At 44.5% G+C, this 12,614-nt stretch carries 8 protein-coding genes (1 of these 8 only partly in view); 6 read left to right on the top strand and 2 right to left on the bottom strand.

What is annotated here, in order from left to right; translation table 11 throughout:
• Positions 1–24: 24 nt before the first annotated feature.
• Positions 25–735, bottom strand: coding sequence for a ComF family protein (locus HNV11_RS23140; protein WP_171741914.1), 711 nt, complete (start codon positions 733–735; stop codon positions 25–27).
• A gap of 69 nt (positions 736–804) precedes the next feature.
• Here HNV11_RS23140 and HNV11_RS23135 point away from each other — a divergent pair, with 69 nt between their 5' ends.
• The 5 genes from HNV11_RS23135 to HNV11_RS23115 all read left to right on the top strand — a co-directional run bounded on the left by HNV11_RS23135 (position 805) and on the right by HNV11_RS23115 (position 9,739).
• Positions 805–1,149: a hypothetical protein gene (locus HNV11_RS23135; RefSeq protein WP_171741913.1), complete on the top strand. Its 345-nt coding sequence runs from the start codon at positions 805–807 to the stop codon at positions 1,147–1,149.
• A gap of 19 nt (positions 1,150–1,168) precedes the next feature.
• Positions 1,169–4,474, top strand: coding sequence for a DUF4175 family protein (locus tag HNV11_RS23130; RefSeq protein WP_171741912.1), 3,306 nt, complete (start codon positions 1,169–1,171; stop codon positions 4,472–4,474).
• A 147-nt stretch (positions 4,475–4,621) separates the two neighbouring features.
• Complete coding sequence (gene mnmG, locus HNV11_RS23125; protein WP_171741911.1) at positions 4,622–6,481, top strand: tRNA uridine-5-carboxymethylaminomethyl(34) synthesis enzyme MnmG; 1,860 nt, start codon at positions 4,622–4,624, stop codon at positions 6,479–6,481.
• An 81-nt stretch (positions 6,482–6,562) separates the two neighbouring features.
• Positions 6,563–7,441, top strand: a complete 879-nt coding sequence (locus HNV11_RS23120; RefSeq protein ID WP_171741910.1) for a class I SAM-dependent methyltransferase — start codon at positions 6,563–6,565, stop codon at positions 7,439–7,441.
• 531 nt (positions 7,442–7,972) lie between these two features.
• Positions 7,973–9,739, top strand: coding sequence for a tetratricopeptide repeat protein (locus HNV11_RS23115; protein WP_240163658.1), 1,767 nt, complete (start codon positions 7,973–7,975; stop codon positions 9,737–9,739).
• A gap of 41 nt (positions 9,740–9,780) precedes the next feature.
• On the opposite strand, the gene thrC is transcribed toward HNV11_RS23115, so the two are convergent.
• Positions 9,781–11,091 carry a threonine synthase gene (thrC, locus tag HNV11_RS23110; RefSeq protein ID WP_171741908.1) on the bottom strand — a complete coding sequence of 437 codons (1,311 nt, stop codon included), beginning with the start codon at positions 11,089–11,091 and terminating at the stop codon, positions 9,781–9,783.
• A 195-nt stretch (positions 11,092–11,286) separates the two neighbouring features.
• Here thrC and pruA point away from each other — a divergent pair, with 195 nt between their 5' ends.
• Positions 11,287–12,614 carry the 5' portion of an L-glutamate gamma-semialdehyde dehydrogenase gene (pruA, locus tag HNV11_RS23105; RefSeq protein WP_171741907.1) on the top strand. It continues 304 nt past the right edge of the window, so only the first 1,328 of its 1,632 coding nucleotides appear in the window; its start codon is at positions 11,287–11,289; its stop codon lies off the right edge, out of view.

Here is a 12,614-nt window from a genome sequence, read left to right as displayed (position 1 = left end):
CGAATATAAGTCCTTAGCGGCCACTCAGCGATGGGTGGCCGCTATTGTTATAACACCTACCGATTTACAGCCTGCTTTAAGCAGTTCAATGGCGCAGGCTTCAATGGTTGCGCCCGTGGTTAACACGTCATCAACAACAGCGACGTTTTTCCCTTTTACAGTTGCAGGGTTCTGTACGGCAAATACCGTCTTTACATTTTCCCAGCGTTCCAGCCGATTCTTACGCGTCTGCGACGCGTTAAACCGTTCACGGATCAGAATATCGGCTTGTGCCGGTACGCCAAGCGACTCAGCCAGTCCTTCGGCGATCCAGTCAGCCTGGTTATATCCCCGCTGGCTAAGTCGGCTTTTATGCAACGGAACGCCGATTAATACGTCTATTTGTTTAGCCATTTCACTTTCAGCTTTCAATTGATACCCATACCAGCTGGCTATTTCTTTGGCGGCTTCTTTTTGCCCTTTATACTTTATCTGATGAATTAGTTTTTGTACGACCCCGCCCTTTTTAAAGTAGAGATAGGAAGTTGCAAATTGGATTGGGACTTTGCCAGCAAATTGATTAGCCACATAACTGGTAGTTGCAAGACGATGCTGGCCAGTCTCGGGTAGGCTCAGTCGGCATTGGGAGCATAATACACGTTCGTTCACGCCAATCAATCGATCACAGCCCAGACAAAGCTTCGGAAAAATCAGATTAACAAAGTCGCTTAAGAGTCTATGAATAAACCGAAACATGGTGGGTGTTCGTTAGTTAGCTAGTGGAAAGGTTCGTAATTTAGGGAGAAGAATAAAGTTTGTGCTTACATGGATCAAAAAACTATAGATGAACGCTGGGAGGACTTACTGGGCCAACTTCAGTCGTTGGTTGGTAAGCGGCCTGCTGATCTGAATGCCGTTCTATTTTTAATTGGCGTGCAGGAATTAGGGAAGGGACCGAAGCGGTTTTCAAAAGAAGCTAAACAGGATTTAATGCACATTGCCGTCTGTCGGGTGTTGAGTCAGTCGGGTTACTATACGTTTGATGGTTATGACAAAGATGGCTGGCCCAAATGGTTGCTGGAAAAACCAATACCCCCTGGCGATTTGCTAAAACAAGAGAATTTTTTAAAGGAACACGTAATTCAGTATTTTCAGTCATTGCTGGTTTAACCGCTCAATCTGAATTCTTATGCAGTCCTCAAACGCTTATACAACGCTGCTGCAGCGCATTGACGAGTATAAAAAACGGTATTTTCAAAACCAGCTGGTAAAAGGCACTCTCTTTTTTGTCGCCTTATTGGGCAGTGGCTATCTTCTGATTAACACAGCTGAATTTGTTGGTCGCTTCAATTCGGTTGGCCGGGGAGCCTTATTTTTTGGCTTTCTGCTCACGATTGCAACCGGTCTATACTTATTCATCCTTCGTCCGTTAATGAGCTTGTATGGGCTAAATAAACCCTTAACCAACGATGAGGCTGCCCGTCAGATAGGGATGTATTTTCCGGAAGTGGGGGATAAGCTACTCAACACACTGCAGCTTCAGCGAATCAGTGCAGCTCAGAGTGATTTGCTTCAGGCCAGTCTGGATCAGCGGTCTCAGCAGTTATTGATCAATCGGTTTGCCAGTGCTATTCAGATTAGCCGTAATCGTCAGTTTTTAAAATATGCCATTCCCCCGTTGGCGTTGATCCTGGCAATTTTAATCATCAATCCGGCGTTTTTTACCAAGTCATCGACACGTCTTGTTAATTATAATCAAGAGTTTGTTGAAGAAGCACCCTTTCAGTTCGTTGTTCAGAACAAATCGCTAAAGGCGTTCCGGAATGAAGATTTCCCTCTATCGGTACGATTAAACGGCGATGTGCTGCCGCAGGCGGTATATGTCGTTACAAATGGAACACGGTTCAGACTTGAGCAGTCAGGCACTAAGTATTTCTATACATTCGACAACCTGCAGCGGGATCTGGATTTTCATCTGGAAGCGGCTGGCTTCAATTCACCTACCTATAAGGTTGCCTTAATTGATCGTCCGGCAGTTCTATCTTTTAACGTGCGTCTCGATTATCCGGTTTACCTGAATAAGCCAACTGAGCAGCTTTCAAACGTTGGAAATTTACTGGTGCCTCAGGGGACGGTTGTAAACTGGGAGTTTGCGGCTGACCATACAGATTCCTTATCTCTCCGGTTTAATACGGATTCCAAGCCATTACCGGCCCGACTGATTGACAATAATACGTTTGCTGTAAACCGACGCCTGATGCAGAATGCAACTTATACGGTGTCACTTCGTAATAATCAGGTTAATACACCATCAACAATTCAATACAATGTTCAGGTTATTCCAGACCGGTTTCCCCAAATCTCTGTTGACCGGATTCAGGACACCGTTACGTATAATTACATTGCTTTGTCTGGATTGATATCCGATGACTACGGTTTTTCGAAACTACGGCTGAATTATAAAATAAATCGGAATGGTAAAGCTTCCCCTTTATACACAAAGGACATCCTGGTTAACCGATCAACAACCTCACAAAACTTTGTTTTTAACTGGTCTTTGGACAGTCTGAAACTAGGGCAGGAGGATCGTCTGGAATATTTTGTGCAGGTATGGGATAACGATGGCGTTACTGGTCCGAAGTCCAGCCGGTCTAATCAGTTGAATTTCGTCATTCCTTCTAATGCTGAAATTCAGAAGCAGGTAGATCAATCGGCCGAAAAAACTGAGAATGACATTAATAATGCACTCAGTAAAACCCAGGCAATCAAGAAAGAACTTAATCAGATGGAAGACCGTCTTCGTACTAAAAAGTCTTCCGATTTTCAGGATAAAAAGCAGCTTCAGGACGTACTTCAAAAACGCGAAGAACTGTTGCGTGAGGTTCAGAAGCTTCAGGAGCAGTTTCAGAAAACGAACGATACTCAGCAACGATTTGCTCAGAAAAACCAGGCTATGCAGGATAAAATGGAACAGTTACAAAAGCTGTTCAACGAACTGCTGGACCCTGAATCGAAGCAATTGTATGAACAGCTTAAGCAGCTCCTGGAACGTAAACAGGACGAAAAAGCCTCTGAACTACTGGACCGTTTAAGCCGCAAAGAACGGAATATGGAACGGGACCTTGACCGTGCTTTAAAGCTTTTCAAGCAAATGCAGCTGGAGCAGAAGGTTAATAATATAGCCGAAAATCTAGAGAAACAGGCCGAAAACCTAGAAAAGCAGGCTGAAGAAAGTGCCAAACAGAATGAGACGACAGAAGATCAGCAAAAGCAGCAAGAGAAGTCTCAGGAAGATTTTAAGAACACACAGGAGCAACTCAAACAAATTGAAGAACAGGCCGAAAAGGATGATTTGAATAAACCTGATGCGTCCGAAAATGAACAGCAGGAGATTGAGAAGCAGATGGATGAAGCCATGAAACAAATGAAGCAGAACCAGGGTAAAAAGGCGGCTTCATCGCAAAACAAATCGGCAAAATCCATGCGTTCGATGAGTAAGGCTATGAAGGAGTCAATGGAATCTTCGGAAATGCAGCAAATGCAGGAGAACATGGAGGATCTTCGTAACATCCTTGAGAACCTCATCACATTATCGTTCAGTGAGGAGCGAGTTATGAAGGATTTCCGTGGAATGAGCCTTCAGGACCCACGTGTTACGAAGTTATCTCAGGAGCAACTAAAGTTACAGGATGATGCAAAAATCATTGAAGATAGCCTGAATGCGTTGGCTAGCCGCGTCGTTCAGATTCAGTCTTTCGTTACTCGTGAGTTAACGAACATGAAATTTTATATGGATGAAAGTGTGCAGCAACTTCGCGATCGTCGTTTAAGTATGGCGGCCTCTAAGCAACAGTTCGCTATGACATCTATTAACAATCTGGCGCTTATGCTTAGCGACGTTCTGAAAAATATGCAGCAGCAAATGAATGCTATGTCCATGCCTGGAAAAGGTCAGGAAGGTAAGAAAGGTAAGAAGCCTGGTGACGGTATGGGTGAAATGCAGAAACAACTGAATGCGCGTATGAAGGATCTCCAGAAAGGGGGGAAGTCTGGTAGGGGATTATCCGAAGAGCTCTCTCAAATGGCAGCTGAACAGGCAATGATCCGTAGTTTACTCAAGAAATTGCAGGAAAATGCAAAAGGTACTGAGACAGGAAAACAACAAGAAAAACAGGTTCAGGATCTTATGGAAAAAATGGATGAGACTGAAACTGACTTAGTAAATAAACGTGTCAACCAGAATACAATTAATCGTCAGAATGAAATTTTGACACGCCTGCTTGAATCTGAAAAAGCCCTCAAACAACAGGAAGAGGACCCAAAACGGGAAGCCGAATCTGCTAAGTCAATGAAGCGAAGTTCACCGTCGTTTTTTGATTCCACCAACTTGCAGGATAAAGCGAAACAGGTTGAAGTGCTTCGTTCTGTTAATCCTAATTACAACTTATTCTATAAAAAGGAAGCTAACCAGTATCTTCAAAAGGTAGGCAAGTAGCATTCTAATTTTACAAAAAAGCGTTAGCCATGCACTTTGGTTAACGCTTTTTTGTTTGCACAATAGTATGTTGAGCTATTCGCTTTCATCTACTTTTATCAATTATGTGAAAAGTTTCCACGTGAAACATTTTTAAATTTCATTGCAATGTATTCGTCGTACGATGTAATTATAGTAGGGGCAGGTCACGCAGGTTGTGAAGCGGCTCATGCTGCTGCCACCATGGGCTCACGTGTGTTAATGATCACCATGAACTTGCAGACCATTGCGCAAATGTCCTGTAATCCAGCTATGGGCGGGGTAGCGAAAGGCCAGATTGTACGCGAAGTTGATGCGTTAGGAGGAATGTCTGGCATCATCAGCGACAAAAGTATGATTCAGTTTCGAATGCTGAATCGGTCAAAGGGTCCCGCCATGTGGAGCCCGCGCTGCCAAAGCGATCGAAATATGTTTGCCTGGGAGTGGCGTAAAGCTTTAGAAGAAAACAGACGTGTTGATTTTTGGCAGGATACAGTTAGCGAAGTGATCGTACTGGATGGCCGGGTAAGTGGAGTAAAGACAAGCTTGGGCGTGGAGTTCACGGCCAAAGCCGTTGTCTTAACGAACGGTACTTTTCTGAACGGCAAAATGTTTATTGGTGAAAAAGTATTCGGTGGTGGCCGGACAGCCGAGAGATCAGCCACTGGATTAACCGAGCAACTTGTATCATTAGGGTTTGAATCGGGCCGTATGAAAACCGGAACACCGCCACGGGTTGATGGCCGGAGCCTGAATTATGGAATAATGGAGGAACAACTAGGCGATGAAAACCCAGGGAAGTTTTCATACACCAACACCTCTCCATTAAAGACACAACGTAGTTGCTGGATAACCTATACTAATCAGGATGTACATGACAAGTTAAAAACCGGCTTTGAGAAATCGCCTATGTTTACGGGTCGGATCAAAGGGTTGGGGCCTCGATATTGTCCATCTATCGAAGACAAGATTAACCGCTTTGCTGATAAAGATCGGCATCAGATTTTTGTAGAACCTGAAGGCTGGGATACCGTAGAAGTGTATGTGAATGGATTTTCAACCTCGCTGCCAGAGACTGTACAATATGATGCACTCCGTAAAATACCGGGTTTTGAAAATGTACGCATGTTTCGCCCGGGCTATGCAGTAGAGTATGATTTCTTTCCACCAACTCAGCTTAAGCCGACTCTTGAAACTCAGCTGGTAAAAAATTTATTCTTCGCTGGACAAATAAACGGAACTACGGGGTACGAAGAAGCTGCCTGCCAGGGGTTAATGGCCGGCATCAATGCGCACCGTAACGTACATGAAGAAGCTGAATTTACTATCAAGCGCTCTGAAGGATATATTGGTGTATTAATTGATGACCTGATCACGAAAGGGACTGAAGAGCCCTATCGAATGTTTACGTCGAGGGCTGAATACCGTACCTTACTTCGTCAGGATAATGCTGACTTGCGTTTAACAGAAAAAGGTTATGCGATAGGCCTAGCCTCGCAGGAGCGCTATGATAATATGGTTCAGAAACGGGAGGGTGTCACTAAACTTACAGAAGCTATTCGAACAGCAAAGGTGAAACCTGAAGACGTAAATCACTGGCTTGAATCTAAAGGCAGTTCACCATTACGTGAGAAGAATAGCTTATACACACTGCTAAAAAGACCCGAAATTGAGCAGAAGGATGTTGACGAACTGTTAGCAATGTTCCCTGAACTACCGCAGGAGGGAACGGAAATTGTAGAACAAACTGTCATCGAAATCAAGTACGAAGACTATCTGAATCGTGAAAAGCAGAACGCTGAAAAGCTGGACAAGTGGGAAAACTTGTCAATAAACCCCACTTTTGACTACGATCAGTTGAAAGCTCTATCGTTTGAAGGAAAGGAAAAGCTTAAAAAACTCCGGCCATCAACAATCGGACAGGCCTCCCGAATAAGTGGCGTTAGCCCTTCTGATGTTTCGATTCTGCTCGTTTATATGGGTCGATAAAATGATTTATACAATTCTGCCTGTGAATGAACACTTCATTTATGGGCAGAACTTTTTGTTTTACTATTGACTGATTAACCTTTGGAAGCTATCACTCACTGCCCGGTTTGCAACCACACCCAGTTTAGCCCCTATTTAGTTTGTAAGGATTACCTGGTAAGCAACCAGGAATTTTCGATTCAGCAATGTTTGAATTGTAGCTTCCGGTTTACTAATCCGCGACCTAATGCAGATGAAATTGGCTCTTATTATAAATCTGATCAATACGTTTCGCACAATGATTCGAGTAGCGGACCAGTAAATACAGTTTATCGACTTGTCAGAAATTATACGTTACGCACGAAGTTAAAATTAATCAATACCTTACATACAGGTACCGGTCGGCTTCTGGATGTTGGCTGCGGAACTGGCGCGTTTTTAGAAATATGCCAGAAGGGAGGGTGGCAGGTAGCGGGTATGGAACCTGATCCAGATGCCCGGACCATCGCGGCCACCAAGCTTAACGTAGATATAAAGCCTACGCTGAAAAGTATAGGTTTAGAAAAGCCCTTCGATATCATTACCCTCTGGCATGTGCTCGAACACATTGCTGATATAGACCTGGCACTCCAAACTCTGCACGCCCTGCTTTCCGAAAAAGGTTCCTTATTGATTGCTGTCCCAAACTCTGACTCATACGATGCGCAGTATTTCAAACAGTATTGGGCAGCTTATGACGTACCGCGCCACTTACATCATTTCACCCCTAAAACTATCGAGCCCTTATTTAAAAAGTATGGTTTCAGTTTGGTGGGACAACGACCAATGGTCTTTGATGCATATTATATTTCTATGCTTAGCACCCGGTATCAAACCGGTAAGACTGATTATATAAAAAGTTTTCAGATAGGCTTGAAATCAAATATGGAAGCTAGTCGAACAGGCAACTCCTCTAGTATTACGTATCTATTCAAAAAATAGTAAACCAGCTAAATGTGGTCTCTAAACACTAATTTCCTCTCTGCCGGTCTACAGGTCAATTCTAAATAAAAAAAGTTAAAATTTCATGTAGATAAGTATGTGTATAACTAGACCAGTATGGTGGAAAACTTGTTTATAAGCTACTGATCGCCTGTGGACTACCCCTCAAGTAATCCACAAGTACTTTTAAAATGAGTGAATGTGTGGAAAAAGGTCAACATGTCAACCGTCAGTTCCACATATTTTCCCCACTTGATCCGGTGTATAAAATTTATGCACAAATCCACACGAGTGAAGCACACAAATTGTGGATAAAATGTTATTTACTTCCTAATGAGCCAGTTATAAGTGGATAAGTCATGCGCTGAGTGTTGAAAACATCTTATATTTATCCACAGTAGTGAAGTAGAATAGTGGACAACTTATTTGTACACATTTCCACATGCTTAATGGTTATAATAACGTTTCTTTTAAAAAGCTTTATATAAAATGTTAATAAGGTCAATTGGATTTGCTGTACTGCTGTGCACCTTGTCTATTGGGTTCACGATGGGTCAGGGTGGGGCGACACTGGCTGACGAGTATTATAAAGCCGGCGAGTTTGAAAAGGCGGCCAACGAATACAGCAAGCTGCTGAAAACTGATGTGACCTGGGCGCGGCTATCGCGATACGTAAACAGTCTCCTGAAAAGCAACAAAGCTGAAGATGCCCTTAAGTATGTTCGCAAACAGCAGCGCAGTGACGAGCAAAACCGGGCCTATTATGAATTATTAGCGGGACAACTAGCAACGCTACGTAGCGATACAACCCAGGCAAAAGAACTGTTCAGTGCAGCGCTTCAATCAAGTAAAGCGTCAGTATCAAAGCTGGAAAAGATTGCTACGGCCTTTAACGAGGCCGCAGAGCCCCGCTGGGCGATTCGCGCGTTGGTAATGGCCCGAGAGGTCAGTAAAGAGCCAGCGTCGTACAGCGAGGATTTAATGACGCTGTATAAAGCCACCGGCCAAACTGAGAAAGCAATTGACGAAATTATTACTACCAGCAAACAATCTGATAAAAAAGAAGCTGTGCTGGCATCATTACAGGGATTTATTAACACTAAAGATGAACCTCTTGTGGAAAAAGCCTTGTATAATAAAATTCAGCAGGAGCCGAATGAGCTTGCCTACAACGAACTTCTAATCTGGTACTTTGTCCAGAAGCAGAGATTCAGCCGGGCTTTGCTTCAGGAAAAAGCAACTGATAAGCGGCTTAAGCTGAATGGTGGTCGAGTATATGACCTTGGCATGCTAGCAATGAATAACAAAGAATATAAAACCGCAGCTGAGGCATTTGATTACGTTATCACAACCTATCCACAGGGCCAGTTGTATCCGTTTGCTCGTCGTCTAGTGATCAATGCTCGGGAGGAACAGGTAAAAAATACTTACCCGGTGGATAAAGCTGAAATTCGTAAGCTTATCAACGATTACCAGCGCATGCTGCAGGAAATTGGAACGAGCAATAAAACGCTGGAAGCTTTACGGAGTACTGCCAATCTGTATGGCACGTATCTGGACAGTAAAGACACCGCCCTGACAGTTCTGGATCTGGCAATTGATCTGGGTAAAACCGACAAAAATTTTGTCGATCGGTGTAAGCTCGATAAAGGCGATATCTATTTACTGAAAGGGGAGCCCTGGGAATCTACACTGCTGTACTCCCAAGTAGAGAAATCGCAGAAAGAAGAATTGCTTGGGTATGAAGCAAAGCTTAAAAATGCGAAACTTTATTACTACAAAGGTGATTTTGCCGTTTCCAAAGATATTCTGGACATCCTGAAACTGGCTACCTCCCGCGAGATTGCCAACGACGCCGAGCAGTTGAGTTTATTAATTGTGGATAACACCGGCATGGATAGTACCGAGGCAGCCATGCGTGAATACGCAGCAATTGATCTGTTACTTTTTCAGAACAAAACAGATGAGGCTGTGGATAAACTCAACCAGATGTGGAAAAAGTATGCCGAACATAGTCTGGCCGATGAAGTACTTTGGCTACGCGCCAATACGTACATGAAGCAGGGAAAAAACGCCGAAGCGCTCGAAGATCTCAAAAAGATCGTCGCTACGTACCCGACTGATATCTTGGGAGATGACGCTTTATTCACTCAGGGCAAAATCTACGAAGAACGTTTAAAGGATAAACAGGCTGCCATGGATGCTTACCAGAAAATACTGACTCAGTATCCGGGTAGCATTTTTGGAGCGGAGGCTCGTAAGCGGTTTCGAGCATTACGGGGTGATACCCTCAATTAACGAGAAAGGGCCAGACTTCTAAATCTGGCCCTTTCTCGTTTTCAAGCTACTGTCTGGAGTAGTGATTCTTTAAATGCGTCATACTGCGCGGGTATTCGAATACTTTGCTTTGGCCGATCGGCCAGAATCGCCAGTCGTTCCGGTACATCAACCGGCCGCCCCAACACTTCCTCTACAAGGGGCTTAAATTTGGCGGGGTGCGCCGTTGCTAATGATACACCCACAACATCCTGCTTTTTTTCTTTCTGATAAGCTTCCAGTGCCATGATACCAATGGCGGTGTGAGGACAGGCGACGTAGTTATAAACATCAAAAATCCGCTTCATGCCTGCCCGGGTTTCTTCATCATTGTAAAAGTAACCAGACATCTGCGCTTTGAAGCGGTCATGATCGTCGCCATACAAATGTGCCAGACGAACAAAGTTGCTGGGGCTGCCAACATCCATTGCATTTGAAATTGTGGCAACGGATTCCTTAGGCAGATACTGACCTGATTTTATGTAGGACGGTACAACATGGTTGAGATTCGTAGCGGCTATAAAATGGGATACCGGTAATCCCATCTGCTGAACAATTACGCCCGCACTCAGATTGCCGAAATTGCCGCTCGGCGTAGAAAACACAACCGGTTTGCCATATTGACGAACTTGTCCGTAGGCCCGCACGTAATAAAAGCCCTGAGGAATTAGCCGGAAGATATTTATCGAATTAGCTGAGGACAACGATAAGTTGGTATTCAGTTCAGCATCAATAAAGGCTTGCTTAACAATTGCCTGGCAATCATCAAAAGAGCCATCTACTTCAAAGGCCTGCACATTACCACCCAACGTGGTCAGCTGCTTTTCCTGCAGATCGCTAACCCGACCGCTTGGGTAAAGAATTGAAACCCGTACGCCCGGCACATTGTGAAAACCCATTGCCACAGCGCCACCGGTATCGCCAGACGTGGCTACCAGAATATTTACTTCTTTATCATTACGATTCGAGTAATACGACATCAGAGCCGCCATATAGCGGGCACCAACGTCTTTGAACGCCAGTGAAGGCCCATGAAATAATTCCAGCACACTTGTCGTGCCCGGCTCTAAGTTCACTACTGGTGTGTCAAACGGAAACGACCGATGCGTTAGCTCTTCTAAGTCTGCCTGACTAATTTCATTACTAAATAAAGCTTCGCTGATGGCAAAGCCAATTTCAGCCAATGACTGTCCGGCAATCCGCTCAAAGAAACCAGCGCCCAGCTGGGGAAGGGGCGTGGGCATATACAAGCCCTTATCACTGGGCATACTGTGGAAAAGAGCTTCCTCGGCAGACACGGTAGCCTGCGGATTATTCGTACTGTAGAAACGCATACAGCAAATCGTTGTAAAACTGCAAAGTACGGCAAATCAGCCCAATGAATCGGCGGGTTGTGAACGGAAATGTGGAAAACTTAAGTTTATAAGTTGATAAGAGAGATCCACTCTAACTTTGTATACGCTTCACAACACAGCGGTGGCCGGCACTGTATTCATGCAGGAATCGCCCATAATCAAATTTCTAAAAGTATGTCTTTCGGACAATTCAACGTACCAACGCCAGTCAATGAGCCAGTCAAAGAATATCGGCCCGGCTCACCAGAACGCGAGGCTCTCAAAAAAGCCCTTGCCGAATTTCGTTCGCAGGAAACAGATATTCCCATGTACATTGGTGGCCAGGAAATTCGCACAGATCGTAAACTCCGTGTTTCGCCCCCACACGACCACCAGCACACTCTAGGTTATTTTCATGAAGGTGATGCGCAACACGTAACCCAAGCTATTGAAGCGTCTTTATCCGCTAAAGAAGCCTGGGCAAACTTATCCTGGGAGCATCGGGCAAGCATTTTTCTGAAAGCTGCTGAACTGATTACTGGACCGTACCGGGCTCGTATTAACGCGGCTACAATGCTTGGGCAGTCAAAAAATGCTTATCAGGCCGAAATTGATTCCGCTTGTGAGCTGATCGATTTTTTACGCTTCAATGTACACTATGCGACAGAAATATACCGACAACAGCCGAATTCGTCGCCGGGTGTATGGAATCGGCTGGAGTATCGGCCACTGGAAGGGTTTGTTTTTGCCTTGACCCCCTTCAATTTTACAGCGATCGCGGGTAATCTGCCGACGTCAGCCGCATTAATGGGTAATACGGTTGTCTGGAAGCCTGCTTATACGCAGGTGTTATCAGCAAAAGTTATTATGGAAGTACTCCACGAAGCTGGCTTACCAGCGGGAGTTATTAACCTGATTTATGTTGATGGTCCTGTTGCTGGCGAAGTAATCTTTAACCACCCTGACTTTGCCGGTATCCACTTTACGGGAAGTACTAAGGTATTTCAACAAATATGGGGCACAATTGGCGCAAACATTCACAAGTACAGATCTTATCCGCGGATCGTTGGAGAAACAGGGGGTAAAGATTTTGTTCTAGTACACGAATCTGCCGATGAAGAAGAGGTAGCTACCGGACTGGTACGGGGTGCTTTTGAGTACCAGGGGCAAAAGTGTTCAGCGGCATCCCGTGCCTATATCCCGTCAACGCTCTGGCCGGCTGTCAAGGAAAAAATGACGCAGTTCCTCCGTGAAATGAAAATGGGAGGCACGGAAGATTTTACCAACTTCATTAACGCCGTCATCGACGAACGCTCATTCAAAAAAATTACCGGATATATAGACGAAGCCAAAAAAAGCGGCCAGATCATCGTTATTGCTGGGGGTAATTACGAGGGATCCAAAGGATATTTTATCGAACCAACTGTTCTGCAGGTAAATGATCCAAGCTATCGGACAATGTGTGAAGAGATATTCGGGCCTGTCTTGTCTGTTTACGTTTATGAACCAGCAGAGTTTGAAAA

Origin of the sequence: Spirosoma taeanense (assembly GCF_013127955.1) — a bacterium.
Taxonomy (GTDB): Bacteria; Bacteroidota; Bacteroidia; order Cytophagales; family Spirosomataceae; genus Spirosoma; species Spirosoma taeanense.
This window is presented reverse-complemented; position numbering and strand designations above follow the sequence as displayed.

What these genes read in the sequence shown, in the direction of transcription:
- HNV11_RS23140 (WP_171741914.1), bottom strand. Translation starts at nt 735, where the DNA reads ATGTTTCGGTTTATTCATAGACTCTTAAGCGACTTTGTTAATCTGATT.
- mnmG (WP_171741911.1), top strand. Translation starts at nt 4,622, where the DNA reads ATGTATTCGTCGTACGATGTAATTATAGTAGGGGCAGGTCACGCAGGT.
- HNV11_RS23135 (WP_171741913.1), top strand. Translation starts at nt 805, where the DNA reads ATGGATCAAAAAACTATAGATGAACGCTGGGAGGACTTACTGGGCCAA.
- HNV11_RS23130 (WP_171741912.1), top strand. Translation starts at nt 1,169, where the DNA reads ATGCAGTCCTCAAACGCTTATACAACGCTGCTGCAGCGCATTGACGAG.
- thrC (WP_171741908.1), bottom strand. Translation starts at nt 11,091, where the DNA reads ATGCGTTTCTACAGTACGAATAATCCGCAGGCTACCGTGTCTGCCGAG.